Here is a 16,744-nt window from a genome sequence, read left to right as displayed (position 1 = left end):
TCCTTTAAAATTTGTAAATAAAAAAAGGTAGGCTTTTACACCTACCTTTGAAAGAATAGCTATTAAAAGTTACCCAATAATTGCATTTAATGTAGCACTTGGTCTTAACGCTTTATTTGCTTTTTCTTCATTTGGTAAATAATAACCACCAATATCAGAAGCTTTTCCATGAGCTGCAACTAATTCAGCCATGATTTTATCTTCATTTTCAGTCATTGCTTTTGCAATTGGAGCAAACTCTGCAGCAAGCTCTGCATCAGCAGTTTGAGCTGCTAGTTCTTGTGCCCAATACATAGCAAGATAGAAATGACTTCCTCTATTATCAATTCCACCTAGTTTTCTTGAAGGTGATTTATCATTTAATAAAAAAGTTCCAGTTGCTTTATCTAAAGTATCAGCTAAAACTTGAGCTTTTTTATTATTTTGAGTGTTAGCAAGATGTTCAAAAGAAGCAGCTAATGCCATAAATTCACCTAATGAATCCCATCTTAAATAAGACTCTTCTTGGAATTGTTGTACGTGTTTAGGAGCAGATCCACCAGCACCAGTTTCAAATAATCCTCCACCTTTCATTAATGGTACAATTGATAGCATTTTAGCACTTGTTCCAAGTTCTAAAATTGGGAAAAGGTCAGTATTATAATCTCTTAAAACATTTCCTGTAACAGAAATAGTATCTTTCCCTTCTCTCATTCTTTTTAAAGAAACTTTTGTAGCTTCTAATGGAGCCATAATAGAAATATCTAATCCAGTAGTATCATGGTCTGGTAAGTATTTTTTAACTTTTTTAATCATTTCAGCATCATGACCTCTGTTTTCATCTAACCAGAAAATTGCTGGAGTATTTGAAAGACGCGCTCTTGAAACTGCTAATTTAATCCAATCTTGGATTGGAGCATCTTTGGCTTGGCACATTCTGAAAATATCACCTTTTTCTACATCAAATGAGAATACTGTATTTCCAGCTTTATCAGTAACAACAATTTTACCATCACCAGCAGCTTGGAAAGTTTTGTCATGTGAACCATACTCTTCAGCTTTTTGTGCCATAAGTCCAACATTTGGAACAGTACCAATTGTAGTAACATCAAGTTTACCATTTTCTTTACAATCTTCAATTACTGCTTTAAATGCTTGTGCATAACATCTATCTGGAATCATAGCAATAGTGTCTTCTTCTTTATCATCAGCATTCCACATTTTACCACCACCTTTAAGCATAGCTGGCATAGAAGCATCAATAATAACATCAGATGGTACATGTAAGTTTGTAATTCCTTTTGCAGAGTTTACCATTGCAAGTCTTGGTTGAGAAGCATAAACAGCAGTAATATCAGCTTCTATTTCAGCTTTTTTAGCAGCATCAACATTTTCTAATTTAGAGTATAAATCACCTAAACCATTGTTAAAATTTACACCTAATTCATCAAATAGTGCTCCATGTTTAGCAATTAAATCTTTAAAATATACCTTAACTGCAAACCCAAACATGATTGGATCAGAAACTTTCATCATCGTAGCTTTTAAGTGTAAAGATAATAATACATCTTTCTCTTTAGCTTCAGCAATTGTTTTTGCATAAAATTCTTGTAATGCTTTTGCACTCATAACTGTTGCATCAACAATTTCGCCTTCAAGTATAGGTAATGAAGCTTTTAATACTGTTTCTGAACCATCTTTTGCTATAAATGTAGTTTTTAAATCATCTGCTGCATCAAATGTTTTAGAAACTTCAGAACCATAGAAATCTCCACTATCCATATGTGCAACTTCAGTTTTTGAATCTTTTGTCCATTCACCCATTCTATGAGGGTTGTTTTTTGCATAATTTTTAACAGCACTTGGAGCTCTTCTATCAGAGTTTCCTTCTCTTAATACAGGGTTAACTGCTGATCCTAAGATTTTAGAATATCTAGCTGTGATTTCTTCTGATTCATCATAATTAGGTACCTTGTAACCTTTTGATTGTAATTCAGCAATTGCAGCTTTTAATTGAGGAATAGATGCAGAAATATTTGGTAATTTTACAATATTTGCATCTGGGTCTTGAGTTAATTCACCAAGTTCAGCTAAATGATCACCAATTTTTTGGTCTTCTGTTAGGTTCTCCGGAAAGTTAGCTAAAATTCTTCCAGCTAATGAGATATCTTTTGTAACCATTTCTATACCAGAACTTTTTGTAAAAGCCTTGATAATTGGTAGAAATGAATAAGTAGCTAAAGCAGGAGCTTCATCAACTTTTGTGTAAATGATTTTTGACATTTTTGTTCCTTGGTTAGTTAGTTAAAGTTTTCGTGTAGGTCATATTATCATTATTTTAATCATAATATTTCAAATAACTATCAATAAAGAAACAGTTTAATTTTCTTGTTTCAATACTTCACAATTAATTAATAGTCTTCCAAAGAGTTTTTACATCTGTGGTAGTTTTTGAATCACTTTTTTTGGGAAATATTTTTGTCTCTTTTTGAGGAGTTTTTATATTTTTTAATCGATTTATATTATTAATATGTTCTTTGTAATCCTTCGTAAAGCTGTGTTTACCAGTTGATTTATCCCTAAAAAAATATAGGTATTCAGTTTTGGCTGGAAAAATTGCTGCTTTAATAGCATCTAAACTTACTGCACAAATTGGATCTTTTGGAAGTTCTGCATACTTGTAGGTATTATATGAAGAGATATCATCTCTAATCATTTTAGGTGTTACTTTTGTGTGTGAATAAATTCCATAATTTAGTGTACCATCCATTTGTAAAGGCATTCTTTTTTTAAGTCTATTTTGAATTACACTAGAAACTATTGGCATTTCATCTATGTCTGCTGCTTCCTTTTGAACTATAGAGGCTATTGTTAGATATTTATACCAACTATTTTTTATGTAGTGTCCAAAAATTTTATTTGAAAACTCTTCATATTTTTTGTTTGTATATGATATCAAATAAAAAACCAAGTGATCTTCATCCATCCCAATTGGAAGATTATATGTTTCTGCTAATATATTACCATCAAGTTTATATGAGTAGTTATCATAAGCCTTTTGAAGTTTTATAAACGATAGATGAAATTTCTCAGAAATTTCTTTTAAAAAGAAATAGGCTGTTTCACCAGGGATTAAAGTAATAGTTTTAAGTGCTGCTTTTGAAGTAAGTAGTTTATTTATAAAATCAGCTTTTGTCATTTTTGTTGTTTTTAAATCAATCCAACCACTTTGAGGATAACCTTTTGCTTTGATAATTACTTTATCAATTATATTTAACTCATAGCCTGATTTATTTAGGTATGTTATAATATAATTTGTACTCCCTTTAGGTATAAAAATTACTTTTGATGATGACAAAGGGATAGTTATATAAAAAAGTATAATGATACTTAATACTAGGATTATTTCTATAATGTTACTAAAAAAAATTATTGCGTTTATTTTGTTCTTTTTATCACTATTATCATTTTTAGTTTTTTTCTTAATTAATGGTATCAAATTGGATTCGTTCTCTTTTGGTGATTTTTCAGTTTCGAAATTCTATTTAAAAATTGATAAAAAGCTTATTTTACAAATAGATGAATTAGTTATAAAAGATAAAAAAACTAAAGTACAAAGCTCCTTTGAAGATATAAAATCAATTTTAAATAAAACACCTATGGTTTTAAGTATGTTTGAACGTATTGATATTGAGACAATAAAAATTGCTGATAATATTTTTAAAATCCGACTAGATAATGACTTTATATATTTAGATAATAAGTTTATCAATGTTGCATCACAATACTCAAAAACAGGTGATTTATTAAATTTAGATGTCTATTCAATTTATTTAAAAGATATAAATTTACTTTTATTGGGAAAAATAAAATTAGATTTTGATAATAATATTTTGGTTTTTTTAGGGAAATATCTATATAAAGATTTGGTCTCTGGTGACTTAAATATTCAATCAAATAAAAAAGAGCTTGATTTTTTTATAAACTCTGGTGAAATGGCTAATATAAAGTTTTTGAAAAACTATTTTAGAACAGACAAAATTGCAGAATCTTGGATGTATGATAATGTTGAAGGGAAATATTATTTAGATTATTTATATGGGAAAGTAAATTTAAATACTTTGACACCTATTTTAAAAAGTATTAAAGGGTATGCAAGGGTTACTGATGCAAAGGTTAAATTTCATAATGATGTTGATGTGGTTAAAACTCCATTAATTAATGTGTCATATGAAAATGATAATCTCTTAATAAACTTAGAAAAACCAACATTTAAAGGTATAAGTGTTGATGGTAGTTTTGTTGATATAAAAGATATGACAAGTTTAAAATATGGTCATGTTGACGTTACACTAAAAGCTACGCATATGCTTGATGATAATGTTTTAGGTATTTTAAAAGCATTTAAGATAAATCTTCCTATAAAACAAATATCTGGTACAACAGATGCAAATGTACATCTATACATACCTTACGATGCACCAATGAAGACATTTGGTGTATTTGAATCAAAAGATTCAACCTTTAAGATAAATGATTTTGAATTTTATTCAAAAGAGGGAAGTGTTGATTTAATAAATACTGATGTAATTATTAAAAATACTGATTTTGTACATAAAGATATGATAAATGCCAAGGTTAATCTTAAAATTGATATTAAAACTTTAGATTCAAAGGGTGATGCTTTATTTAATCAGTTTTTAATAAAAAGTGATAATCAGGAAATAGTAAAAATAGAAAATAGAAAAGTTGATTTTGGAATAAATTTTACTGAAAATACAAAGTTTACAATTGATGATCTTGGAACACAAATTTTATTTCAAAAAGATAGTACAGATATCAAAATAAAGGATATCGAAAAACTTTATCCATATTCAAAACTTTTAAAAGATATAAACGTTAAAAAAGGTAATTTAGATATTAAATTAGAAGATGAAAATATTATAAGCTTTTTAGCAAATTTATATGAACTTGATTTACCTTTAAAAAAAGATGACAAGAAGATTGATAGTTTAAAACTTTTAGGACTAATAGATACTAATTCTACTTCCATAAATACAGAATCAAATGACCTAAAAATCAATATCATAAAAGATAAAGTAAATATTGTTTTAAACTCTTATGATGTAGATTTAAGGGATGATGAGAAAAAAAATAATTTAACACAAGATTTAAGTATAAGATTAATTAATTCTAACATTTTATTAAAAGATAATAGTTTTTATTCTATTGATTCAAATATTGATGTTATAAAAGATGATGTCTTTTTTGATGCTACTTTTGGAAAGTTGGATATTCCAATAAAAGACAATGATAAAAAACTTGATACTTTAAATATAGAAGGTTATTCTAAAAAAGATGTAGTAAAAGTTGTTTCAAAAGATAATAAACTAGATTTAACAGTAAAAAATAATGATGAAATGAATCTAAAATTAAATGGTTTGGATTTGATATATGATTTAAATAGTGATGAAAAAAATAGATTTAAAAAAGTAGAAATTGATGCAAAGAATTCAAATATATTAGTTAATGATAAATATAAGGTATTGGCGGATAAATATATTATTCTTTACAGTGATAAAAAAACTGTTTTTAATTTGGATTATTTAGGTGGAAAAATAAAATTTATTGAAGATTTAGATAAAAATATAAATTTAAGTGTAAAAAATATTAATGATGGTTTTGTAAATACATTTTTTGATAAAGAGCTTATAAAAGGTGGAACTTTTTCCCTAGAAGCTAGTGGGAAAGATACTATTATTAGTGGTAAAATGCTTTTTGATAAAAATAGACTACTAAATTTAAATGTGTTAAACAATATTATAACTTTAGTAAATACAACTCCAGCACTAATTAATCCATTTCTAGCTATTCCTGCTGTTTTTGGGATGGTTACAAATGGAGGATTTAATTTAAATGGTTATGCTGTAAATGAGGGATATATTGATTTTACTTATGATTTTGAAAATAGAATTCTAAATTTAGTAAAGATTCATACAATTGGAAATTCTGTTGATTTTGATGGCTATGCAACTATAAATTTAAAAGACTCACTCATCAATGGTAGTGTTGATTTAATTTTTATGAAAGATTATACAAAAATTGTTAATTATATACCAGGTGTTAGTTATTTGTTTTTAGGTGATGACAAAAGAGTATCAACTAAAGTTGATATTACTGGAGATTTAAATGATCCAAAAATAGAGACAAATCTTGCAAAAGATTCTATAAGTGCACCTGTTAATTTCTTTAAGAGAATTATAACTTCCCCTTTAAAACTATTTGAATAGTTTTAAAGGTTTACTCATTTCTAAGTACATCAATTACATCAATTTTAGTTGCTTTAGAAGCAGGGTAGTAAGAAGATAAAATTACAATCAAAGCAGAACCTATTAGTATAGATATGAAATCAATCATATCAAGTTCAAGTGGAAGTTTACTTGTCCCATAAACATCTGCAGGTAAAGAGATAATATTAAAATTATCAAGAATAAAAATACCAGAAAATCCTAAAAATACTCCCACTAATATACCAGAAAATCCTATCACAATTCCAAGTTTTAAAAATATCTTTTTAACTTCTTTTGAAGTTGCACCCATTGATAAAAGTAGGGCAATTTCTTTTCTTCTACTCATAACTGTCATCAGAAGTGAGGAGATTATATTTAAAGATGCTACAAGTATTATAAGCATAAGTACTACAAATAGAGCTTTTTTTTCAAGTGCCATTGCAGCAAAAAAGTTTCCATTTTGTTGCCACCATCCAATCACTCCTACACCAGGATAATCTCGAAGTTCATTTTGAATTAAATTGATGTCATTGAAAGCATCATTTGAGTAAATATGAATTCCATCATAATAATCATCATTTTTTCTTAATATTGTTCTTAAAGCCTCAACTGAAGTGTACATATATGAGTTATCATAAGCATTAAGACCTGATCGAAAAGAGTTTTTATAATTAAATCTTTTCATTTTTGGCATCATTGAAAAACCACTTGGATTTAGTGCTGTAAAATACATAGTTACTTTACTACTTTCATACAAGTATAGTTTATCAGATATCCCTAAACCAGTGATAATGTCGTATTTACTTAGAGTTAAATTTTTGATGGCTTCTTTATATATTGAGTTAATTTGAGCTTCTCTTTTAAAATCTACTCCAAAGATAAGGCCACCAGACATTTTATCATCATGTTGAATAATTGATTGAGAGGAAATATATGGAGAAAATTTAAGATTTGGAAACTTTTTTTCAAGTCTTTCCAAGAGTTCATTATTTATACCATTTTCAAATTTTGAGTAAATAGAAAGGGGATAATTCATAGTAAAAAGTTTGTTTTCAAACTCTTTAGCAGTTCCATTCATAATTGCCATAGTGATTATAAGCACCATTACACCAACTGCTACCCCAACAAATGCTAAGATTGCACTTATTGAGATAAATGGATTTTTTTTGTCAAATTTTAGATATTTTTTTACAATGAAGTTAATAAGTTGATTATTCAAGTTATTTACCTGCTGCTAATCCTCTTTTAGGACCACTAACTCCACAACATTGTTTATATTTTTTACCACTACCACAAGGGCAAGGGTCATTTCTTGCTATTCTTTTTTCTGCTTTTGCTTCGTTTTCAAAATTTGTAGAGATATTTTCAGCTGCTTCTGCCATTTTTGCTCTCATTGCTTCAATAGCCTCTTTTTCTTTCTCTTCTTCTTGTGAATCTCTTAGTTGAACTGTAAATAATACTTTAATTATCTCATTTTTAATATTTGCTATAAGTTCTAAGAACATGTTATATGATTCTTTTTTATACTCAACTAATGGGTCTTTTTGGTTATAACCTCTAAGACCAATTCCAGTTTTTAATGTATCCATTGAGTATAAGTGTTCTCTCCAAGCGTTATCAAGGATTTGTAAGTAAAGAATTCTCTCTATCTCTGCTTTTTGTTCAGGTGCAGCTATACTCATTTTATGTTCATATACTTCTTTTATAATAGTAAGTAGTTTTTCTTCTAGTTCTTCATAAGATTCTGATTTGATATTTTCTAATGATAACTCTAAATTTAGTTCTTCTTTTACTTTATTGATTATAAAATCATAATCAAAATCTTCTGCAGGCATACCATTGATAATATTTGCATTTAAAAGTAAATTTGCAATATATTCAGCTCTATTTTCGTCAAGTTTTTCAGTTATTTTAAAGTTAGGGTTCAATAAATCATTTCTAAAGCTATAGATTACTTTTCTTTGTTTATTTGCAACATCATCATACTCTAAAAGATGTTTTCTACTTTCAAAGTGCATTGATTCTACTTTTTTCTGAGCGTTTTCAACAGCACGTGTAACCATTTTTGATTCGATATGCTCACCTTCTTCTATTCCAAGTCTTTCCATGATACCTTTTATTTTATCACTTCCAAAGATTCTTAATAAATTATCTTCTAATGATAAATAAAATTGAGACTCACCCACATCACCTTGTCTTCCAGCTCTTCCTCTTAACTGATTGTCAATTCTTCTACTTTCATGTCGTTCAGTTCCTATAATTGCTAATCCACCAAGGTCAAGTATCTCTTGAGTTAATTTAATATCAACTCCCCGTCCAGCCATATTTGTTGCAATTGTAACTGCACCTTTTTGACCAGCATCAGCGATAATTTTTCCCTCTTTTTCATGTTGTTTTGCATTTAAAACAGTGTGAGGGATTTTTTTCTGTTTAAGGATTTCATGTAGTTTTTCTGATTTTTCAATAGAAGCAGTACCTACAAGTACTGGTTGACCTTTTTTATGAAGTTCTTGGATTTTATCGCAAACTGCATTGAATTTTTCCCTTTCACTTTTGTAAATTAGGTCATTTTTATCAATTCTTTGTACAGGTACATTTGTTGGTATTGATACAACATCTAAGTTATAAATTTCTGCAAACTCAGTTGCTTCTGTTTGCGCAGTTCCAGTCATACCAGCTAATTTTTCATACATTCTAAAATAATTTTGGAATGTAATATCTGCTAATGTTTGTGATTCATCTTGAATAGAAACATTCTCTTTAGCTTCAAGGGCTTGGTGTAAACCTTCGCTAAATCTTCTACCTTCACTTAATCTTCCTGTAAATTCATCTACAATTATTACTTCATTGTCTTTTACAACATAATCAACATCTTTTTCAAATACATAGTGAGCTTTAAGTGCTTGGTCTAGAGTATGCGAAAGTGTTGCATTTTCAAGTAAATAAAGGTTTTCAACACCAAATAATTCTTCGGCTCTTTTTACACCTTGTTCTGTTAGAAGAACTGATTTGCTTTTTTCATCAACAATAAAATCACCAGTTGTAATAGTTTTTTCATCGGCTCTTTTTGGTTCTATTTTTTCACCACGCTCAAGTTTTTGTGCTATTTCATTTGCTTTTACATAATCTGAGCTTTTTCTATTTGAAGGACCTGAAATAATAAGTGGAGTTCTCGCTTCATCGATTAAAATAGAATCTACTTCATCTACAATTACAAAGTAATGTTCTCTTTGAACACACTCATTTAAATCATAGTTCATGTTATCTCTTAGATAATCAAATCCAAACTCATTATTAGTACCATATGTTATATCACAAGCATATTGTGCTTTTCTCTCTTCTTCATCTTTAATACCACCTAAAATAGCACCAACACTAAAACCTAAGAAGTTATATAATGGAGCTAATTCAGAAGCATCTCTACTTGCAAGATAGTCATTTACAGTTACAACATGAACACCTTTACCTGTCATAGCATTAAGTACAACAGGTAGTGAGGCAACCAAGGTCTTACCTTCACCTGTTTTCATTTCTGCTATTCTTCCATCATTTAAAACCATTCCTCCGATTAATTGGACATCATAATGTCTCATATTTAGAGTTCTTTTACTAGCTTCTCTAGTTATTGCAAATACATCATTTAAAATATCATTTAATTTTACAGATTCATTTTTAACATCATTTTTTAAAGCTTCAAATACAGCTTTAAGTTCATCATCACTCATCGATTCGTATTTTGATTCAAGTAAAGTTATTGCTTCTGCTCTTTTTTTATATCTTTTTACTTCTTTATCATTTCTAGTACCAAAAATTTTTGAAAAAATATTTAACATAAAATATAGTCCTTTTCCGTTATAATCCGATGATTATATAAAAAAGAAGGTTAAATTATGTTTTATAAATTGGTTTTTATTGTAATGTTTGTTTTATCTTTATCTTCACAAGCCTCAATTTTAAATGATATTAAATCATTTGACGCAAATTTTGAACAAAAAATTATCAATCCTTCTCAAAAAGAGATTTTGTATAAAGGACATTTAGTATTAAAAGAGCCTTATTATATTTTATGGCAGTATAAAGAGCCAATTATAAAAAATGTATATATCATAAACAATTTTGCAGTTATTGATGAGCCTGAATTAGAACAAGCTATATTAACTGAACTACAACATGAGATTGATATTATTAGTCTAATAAAAAATGCTAAAGAAGTATCGAAAAATAAGTATGTGGCAAATATTTATGATGTAGAATATAACCTTTTTACAAAGGATAATTTTATCCAAAAAATTGAGTATAAAGATGCTTTAGAAAATAGTGTTGTAATTACTTTTTCAGATATTAAACAAAATATTGAAGTGGATGAAGAGATATTTAAGTTTTTGCCACCTGAAGAGTATGACATAATAAGAAAGTAATTATTTTTTAGCTAGAATTTCATCATTAAAGGTACAACAGACAATAGCTTGATGAATTTCAAGAGGAAAGTCCGGGCTGCAGTGGAGCAGGGTTCCATCTAAAGGATGGCTAGGGAAACCTAAGGGATAGTGCAACAGAAAGTAAACTGCCATTTATGGTAAAGGTGAAACGGTGAGGTAAGAGCTCACCAGTGTTTTGAGTAATCATAACAGCTTTGTAAACCCAACTCGCAGCAAGAAGAGACGGTATTTAGCTTCACATTTTTTCTCTTCGCAAGATTGTTTAAGTAATTTAACAACTAGATAAATTATTGTCAAATACAAAACGCGGCTTACAGTTGTGCCTTTATTGCTTCATTTCTTCACAAATATCTAATTTCATACCCTCATGATAATTACAGTTTTTACCACATTTATAAGTACCATTAGTATCTAAACCTTTTTCTTTTAAAACGCCTAAAGAGACTTCTCTACATATTTCCAAAGTTGGAAATTTAGCTGGTGAAATAAGGCTTCTTTTTGTATTGGCTTTATCTGGATAGATATATGATGTCCACTCTTCTTTAGTCTCCCCACCAAAGAAACAGCCTGTAAATAGCACTAGAGTAATAGCTACTAGAAAAATATTTTTTATCATTAGTTAGTCTTTCAATTTTTCTTTGGATTTTAATATAATCAATCTAAAATCCTCTTTAGTGTAGCTTTCATAACATCAAAATCTTTTAAAAACTCTTTTAATCTTAGGTTTTCTAAGTACATATTTATAGCTTTTAGAAGTTGTTCTGAAACTTTTCCTAAAGAAGCTGCTTTATTTATTGTGTCTGGCTTATATCCAATCTCTTTTGCTAAAGCTTTATAAGTTATATTTAAATCTTTACACACATGTTTTACAATATTTGGATTTAATTGTTCGTATAGGTGTTTATATGTAATATCAAATAAAGTACAAACTTCAATAATTACATTTTTTTTTGCAATTAAATTTACCCTATGGTCAAAATTAATTGAGCTTGGGTTAAACATATCAAATTTTTCTTCTTTTAAAGATATAAAAAGTTCTTCCCCATCACAACCAATAATATCATCAAAGGTTTTAGCTAAGTCAAACTCTTGTCTATTTTGAAACTCTTCTATAAACATTAAAGAATTAACTTTATTTGCTTTTGTTTTTGAGTCTTTTAGTTCCTCATATGTAATATCAAAAATTGGATGTTCAAAATCAGGATGAATTGAATTTTTTGGCATCGAACCATCATTGACTAAAACATGTAAATTTGTAGATGAATCTCTGTTGTTAGAAAATACACTATATAAATCTGCTGTAGTCATCATGTAGTTAGAAAGGAACTCATCAACTACCTCTTCAATTTCATGAATTGATTTATATTCACACTCTAAATCCCTTACATAATATGGTACTTTTTGAAAAAGTTTTCCTACTTGAATCATATATTAGCCTTTTTTAGAACTTTGTTTAAAAGTTGTATTATATACAATAAATACTTTAAAATATATTTACTATATAATGATGAAATGACAAAATATATAAATTTTATCTTACTTTAAGAAAGCTTAAAAAGTATTGTTTTACAATTTTTCCACAATATTTATGGTATGATAAATTAAAAATTTAAAGAGAAAAGAATATGAAAAAATTACTAAGTTTGATTTTAATTTTAATTTTTTTAACACCACTTTTTGCTGTAGATTTTTCTGAAATGTCTACCCAAGAGTTAATAGAAATAATAGGTTTTGTTAAAAAAGAAAATAAAGCAAAATTTGAAAAAGAGTTAAAATCAAGAGTCTCAACAATGAATGAAAAAGAGAAAAAACAATATAAAATAAATATGCAAAAATCAAAAGAAAAAAGATAAATATGAGAAGAAGAATTTTACTTTTAGAAGATGATATTACATTAAATGAAACTATAGTTGAATATTTACAAGAGAGTAATTTTGATGTTTTATCTTTTTATGATGGAGAAGATGCCTATGAAAAAATTTATGAAGAAAAGTTTGATTTACTTTTATTAGATGTAAATGTACCTTCTTTAAATGGCTTTGAACTTTTGAAAAATCTAAGAATTGATAATATTAATACTCCTGTTATATTTATTACTTCATTAAATTCAATGGATTCTTTTGAGAAAGGATTTAATCTTGGATGTGACGATTATATTAGAAAGCCTTTTGAATTAAAAGAGTTACTTATTAGAATAGAATCTATACTTAAAAGGGGATATTTTCATAATAAAGATACAAAAGTAAATATTATTGATAATATATATTTTGATGCTAGTTCTAATTTACTTTTTAAAGATGATGAGCAAGTAAAATTAAACAACAAAGAAACAAAACTTTTAAAACTATTTTTGCAAAATAAAGAACAAATGTTATCCCATGAGATAATCTATGAAAATGTTTGGGATTATGGTGAAGAAAGTAGTGATGATTCTTTGAGAACATATATAAAAAATTTGAGAAAAATTTTAGGGAAAGAGAGAATTATAAGTGTTAAAAAGCTTGGATATAGATTTACCACAGAGTGAAAAAAAGACTCTTTGGGGCTTTTTAACACTGTATAGTGTACTTTGTATTGTAATTTTATTATTTATATCATTTTTATATTACAATTTTAAAAAAGATTTAATGCTTCAAAATAAAAGAATAACTTTACAAGAGTATTCAAATGATTTGATTGCAAGATTAAAAGATCTGCATATAAATTTTGATAAATATAAGTTTTATCCAAGGGATGAGAGATTTAATTCCGCAATTTATGATAGTGATAGAAATCTTATATTTTCAACTCTTACATCTGCAAAAGTAAAATTAGATGAGATAACATATACTACAAATAATCATATACATTACATAAAAGAACCCGAATCTTATTATTTGGGTGCAAAATATGTACTTCTTGAAATACCAGAGGATAAACTTTGGTTAAGTGAAGTTAAAAATAAGATTACGATATTTTTGATTGCTGGATTTTCATTTATGTTTATTTTAGGTTACTTTTTATTGAAACTATTTTTAAAGCCAATGCGTGATTCTTTACATCTTTTGGATAGATTTATAAAAGATACTACCCATGAGTTAAATACACCAATAAGTGCAATTATTACAAATATAGAGATGATAGAAATAGACAAATTGGAAGATGAAAAATTACAAAAAAAATTAAAAAGAATCGACACTGGGGCTAAAACTGTCTCAAATATATATCAAGATTTGACTTATTTGGCTTTAAATAACAAAATTATTTCTCAAAATGAAGATTTAGATTTATCAAAAATTGTTTTAAATAGAATAGATTATTTTAAAACTTTGGCTGATGTTAAAAAAATATCTTTTGTAAAAAATATAGATTCAGGTGTAAGAATCTTTTGTGATGAAAAAAAGATAGGTAAGGTTATTGATAATCTTCTTTCAAATGCAATAAAGTACAATAAAATAGAAGGAAGCATAGAAGTTACACTTCAAAATAATAAATTAATTATTAAAGATAGTGGAAAAGGAATATCTAAAGATAAAATTCCATCTATGTTTGAAAGATATGCTAGATTTGATAAAAGTGTTGGTGGTTTTGGAATAGGGCTAAATATAGTTTATATGATTACAAAAGAGTATAATATAGATATTAAAATCAACTCACAACTTGGTATCGGTACTCAAATGGAGTTAACATGGTAAGAAAAATTTTTATATTGGCATTTATTTTTATCTCTTTTTCATTTGCAAGTGTTTATGAAAACAATTGTATTTCATGTCATAAAAATCTTCCTGTATCTATTGATAAATATTTTTATAGGTATTTATTAAAATATAGTTCTAAAACTTCTGTAAATAAAGCTATGCTTGAATATCTTAAAAATCCAACAAAAGATACAACTATTATGCCAGAAGCTTTTATAAGTAGATTTGGTGTAAAACAACCTACATCTTTAAGTGATGAAGAGTTACAAAAAGCTTTAGATGAATATTGGGAAATATATAAAGTCTTTGGAAAGCTAAAATAATTTTTTAAATTCACAATCCTTCCACTTTTATTTTTTATACTTCTTTTATCAAATCAATAAAAGGAGTTAAAATGCAAACTTTAACAAAAATCTTAGTAGTAAGTTCAATTTTAGGTTTAACGTCACTTATGGCAAATGATGGAGCTGTTTTATATAAAGCGTGTGCTTCTTGTCATGGACAAAATGCAGAAAAAGCTGCACTTGGAAAATCACAAATAATTCAAGGTTGGGAAAAAGAAAAAGTAATTTCTGCTTTAAATGGCTATAAAGATGGTTCTTATGGTGGAGCTATGAAAGGTGTTATGAAAGGTCAAGTTTCAAAACTTGATGATAAAAAAATAGATGCTCTTGCTACTTATATTTCAACTTTAAAATAAAAGTAGATAAAAAAGAGTTTTGTACTTATTAAGGAGGCAGTTATGAAAAAGCCATTAAAAACTTTATTTTTAGGATTATCAATAATTTCCACATCACTATTCGCTCAAGGTGATAGGTTTACGGAGTTAGTAAAAGTTGATTATTCTAAACCTGTATATGAAACAATAGAAGAAGTTATTCCCCATAGACATTCGAGTTCTTGTTATGAAGAGTATGAAGTAAGAAGTCCACGAAATAGAACATCATATAAAGATGAAAATAGTATAGGAGTTGATACAATTATTGGTGCTACTACTGGTGTTATAATTGGTAATCAAATTGGACGTGGCAATGGGAAAGTAGCTGCTAAAGTAATAGGTGGGCTTTTAGGTGCGACTGTTGCAAATGGAATGAGAAATTATGAAAGAGTTCCAAATAATAATGAAAAATATTATTATGAAACAAAAAGAAGAAATATTTGCAATAACAATGAAAATAAAGTAATTAGAAAAGATGTTTTAAAAGGGTATGATAATTATTTTACTTACAATGGAAAATCTTATTCTAAGTTTACAACTTACAAACAAAATCATATAAAAGTAGAAACTAAAATTAATTTTTAATAAAAAAAGGTAGGCTAAAAATAGCCTACCTTTTTTATTTTAAAGTAATAATATAAAATTATTTAGCAACAGCTTCTTTTAAAGCTTTACCAACTTTAAATTTAGCTACAGTAGTAGCTGGAACGTTAACAGTTTTAGTTGTTCCTGGAACTTTTGCAGTTCTAGCAGCTCTTGATGCAGTAGAGAATGTTCCAAATCCGATGAAACTTACTGTTTCTTTTTTAACTAATGTTTCAGTAATAGTTTCTAATACAGAATCAACTGCACATTTTGCGTCTTTTTTAGATAATCCAGCTTTTGCAGCTACTGCGTCGATAAATTCAGCTTTGTTCATTGAAGAACTCCTTATGTAAGATTTAAAGTTATCAAAACTTTATAGTATTTAAACTTTAAAATAGCTAAAAGTATTTAAAAATTTCCCACAAATGGAGGTTTATTTGAAAAAAAATGATTATTTCTCTCTAAAACTTGATTTTATACTTAATAATCTACAGCTATTTTCTATAATTGCAACTTTTTTTACTAGTTCATTTATGTCCCTATCATAAACATAAACACCAATCCCTTTTATAATCATAATGTGGCTTTTTGTCTCTTTTAAATATTTTGTAATTTCTAAAGCATTTCTATCATACCAAGTTGAAAAGTCTCCTGGGTCAATTACTTTTATTCTATCAAAAGTAGTTTTACCAAAATAATCATCTAATTTTATTTCATCATGTTCAAAGGTATATGCTGTTGTATAAATAGGAACTCCAAAAGCAATATATTTTGCTTCGTGGATATTATTATATATAGTTGCATGGATATGTGCTTCAATACTTGCTATTTTCCATCTATAATCTCGATTGGTCATACTAAGTTCACAAAAGGATTTTTCTCCCATCTCATCAAAAATAGCATCTGAAGTATTTATCATAAAACTATTATGGTCAAGTTTTGAAGAGATAGAGCCATGATATATTCCAAAAAAGTTTTTTCTAAATAGGGTTAAAGATAGCTTACTTAGTTGGTCTATGTGATTTTGATCAATCATTTTAAATGCCTTAAATAATG

16 protein-coding genes and 1 other RNA gene are annotated in these 16,744 nt (G+C 27.3%); 9 read left to right on the top strand and 8 right to left on the bottom strand.

What is annotated here, in order from left to right; translation table 11 throughout:
* Window positions 1-69: 69 nt before the first annotated feature.
* A complete protein-coding gene (locus ACQY5W_RS01100) occupies window positions 70-2,262 on the bottom strand; it encodes an NADP-dependent isocitrate dehydrogenase (RefSeq protein WP_428023083.1) in 2,193 nt (730 codons plus the stop codon).
* A 124-nt stretch (window positions 2,263-2,386) separates the two neighbouring features.
* Complete coding sequence (mltG, locus tag ACQY5W_RS01095; RefSeq protein ID WP_428023082.1) at window positions 2,387-3,478, bottom strand: endolytic transglycosylase MltG; 1,092 nt, start codon at window positions 3,476-3,478, stop codon at window positions 2,387-2,389.
* A 1-nt stretch (window position 3,479) separates the two neighbouring features.
* Between mltG and ACQY5W_RS01090 the strand changes: the two genes are divergently transcribed.
* Window positions 3,480-6,269, top strand: a complete 2,790-nt coding sequence (locus tag ACQY5W_RS01090; protein ID WP_428023081.1) for an AsmA-like C-terminal domain-containing protein — start codon at window positions 3,480-3,482, stop codon at window positions 6,267-6,269.
* Window positions 6,270-6,279: 10 nt separating this feature from the next.
* Here the strand turns inward: ACQY5W_RS01090 and ACQY5W_RS01085 are convergent, their stop codons facing one another.
* Both ACQY5W_RS01085 and secA read right to left on the bottom strand, forming a co-directional pair.
* Window positions 6,280-7,488, bottom strand: coding sequence for an ABC transporter permease (locus ACQY5W_RS01085; protein ID WP_428023080.1), 1,209 nt, complete (start codon window positions 7,486-7,488; stop codon window positions 6,280-6,282).
* 1 nt (window position 7,489) lies between these two features.
* Complete coding sequence (gene secA / locus ACQY5W_RS01080; protein WP_428023079.1) at window positions 7,490-10,102, bottom strand: preprotein translocase subunit SecA; 2,613 nt, start codon at window positions 10,100-10,102, stop codon at window positions 7,490-7,492.
* 57 nt (window positions 10,103-10,159) lie between these two features.
* Here secA and lolA point away from each other — a divergent pair, with 57 nt between their 5' ends.
* Both lolA and rnpB read left to right on the top strand, forming a co-directional pair.
* A complete protein-coding gene (gene lolA / locus ACQY5W_RS01075; protein WP_428023078.1) occupies window positions 10,160-10,687 on the top strand; it encodes a LolA-like outer membrane lipoprotein chaperone in 528 nt (175 codons plus the stop codon).
* Window positions 10,688-10,715: 28 nt separating this feature from the next.
* Window positions 10,716-11,038, top strand: an RNA gene (gene rnpB / locus ACQY5W_RS01070) — RNase P RNA component class A.
* Here rnpB and ACQY5W_RS01065 read toward each other — a convergent pair.
* Together ACQY5W_RS01065 and ACQY5W_RS01060 are read right to left on the bottom strand one after the other, a co-directional pair.
* The gene (locus ACQY5W_RS01065; protein ID WP_428023077.1) at window positions 11,034-11,324 is read right to left on the bottom strand and encodes a hypothetical protein; all 291 of its coding nucleotides are present in this window, start codon (window positions 11,322-11,324) and stop codon (window positions 11,034-11,036) included. The genes rnpB and ACQY5W_RS01065 overlap by 5 nt on opposite strands.
* Before the next feature lie 38 nt (window positions 11,325-11,362).
* Window positions 11,363-12,136 (bottom strand): hypothetical protein, encoded by a 774-nt coding sequence (locus ACQY5W_RS01060; protein ID WP_428023076.1) that lies wholly within the window; start codon window positions 12,134-12,136, stop codon window positions 11,363-11,365.
* Window positions 12,137-12,333: 197 nt separating this feature from the next.
* Between ACQY5W_RS01060 and ACQY5W_RS01055 the strand changes: the two genes are divergently transcribed.
* The 6 genes from ACQY5W_RS01055 to ACQY5W_RS01030 all read left to right on the top strand — a co-directional run bounded on the left by ACQY5W_RS01055 (window position 12,334) and on the right by ACQY5W_RS01030 (window position 15,688).
* Window positions 12,334-12,561: a DUF1104 domain-containing protein gene (locus ACQY5W_RS01055; protein WP_428023075.1), complete on the top strand. Its 228-nt coding sequence runs from the start codon at window positions 12,334-12,336 to the stop codon at window positions 12,559-12,561.
* Between the two features lie 2 nt (window positions 12,562-12,563).
* Window positions 12,564-13,235 carry a response regulator transcription factor gene (locus ACQY5W_RS01050; protein ID WP_428023074.1) on the top strand — a complete coding sequence of 224 codons (672 nt, stop codon included), beginning with the start codon at window positions 12,564-12,566 and terminating at the stop codon, window positions 13,233-13,235.
* The gene (locus tag ACQY5W_RS01045) at window positions 13,198-14,382 is read left to right on the top strand and encodes a sensor histidine kinase (RefSeq protein ID WP_428023073.1); all 1,185 of its coding nucleotides are present in this window, start codon (window positions 13,198-13,200) and stop codon (window positions 14,380-14,382) included. The genes ACQY5W_RS01050 and ACQY5W_RS01045 overlap by 38 nt, the downstream gene beginning before the upstream one ends.
* Entirely contained in the window at window positions 14,376-14,708 is a 333-nt protein-coding gene (locus ACQY5W_RS01040; RefSeq protein ID WP_428023072.1) for a hypothetical protein, read from the top strand. The genes ACQY5W_RS01045 and ACQY5W_RS01040 overlap by 7 nt, the downstream gene beginning before the upstream one ends.
* 71 nt (window positions 14,709-14,779) lie before the next feature.
* A complete protein-coding gene (locus tag ACQY5W_RS01035; protein ID WP_428023071.1) occupies window positions 14,780-15,085 on the top strand; it encodes a c-type cytochrome in 306 nt (101 codons plus the stop codon).
* Window positions 15,086-15,127: 42 nt separating this feature from the next.
* A complete protein-coding gene (locus ACQY5W_RS01030) occupies window positions 15,128-15,688 on the top strand; it encodes a glycine zipper 2TM domain-containing protein (protein WP_428023070.1) in 561 nt (186 codons plus the stop codon).
* A 58-nt stretch (window positions 15,689-15,746) separates the two neighbouring features.
* Here ACQY5W_RS01030 and ACQY5W_RS01025 read toward each other — a convergent pair whose 3' ends face one another.
* Window positions 15,747-16,022, bottom strand: coding sequence for an HU family DNA-binding protein (locus tag ACQY5W_RS01025; protein ID WP_428023069.1), 276 nt, complete (start codon window positions 16,020-16,022; stop codon window positions 15,747-15,749).
* Between the two features lie 117 nt (window positions 16,023-16,139).
* On the bottom strand, window positions 16,140-16,724 hold the full coding sequence (locus ACQY5W_RS01020) for a class II aldolase and adducin N-terminal domain-containing protein (RefSeq protein WP_428023068.1): 585 nt from the start codon (window positions 16,722-16,724) through the stop codon (window positions 16,140-16,142).
* Window positions 16,725-16,744: the final 20 nt, after the last annotated feature.

It is taken from the genome of Arcobacter sp. (assembly GCF_050300555.1).
Classification (GTDB): Bacteria; Campylobacterota; Campylobacteria; order Campylobacterales; family Arcobacteraceae; genus Arcobacter.
The sequence above is the reverse complement of the archived record's forward strand: the minus strand, read 5'-3'. Positions and strand labels throughout refer to the sequence as shown.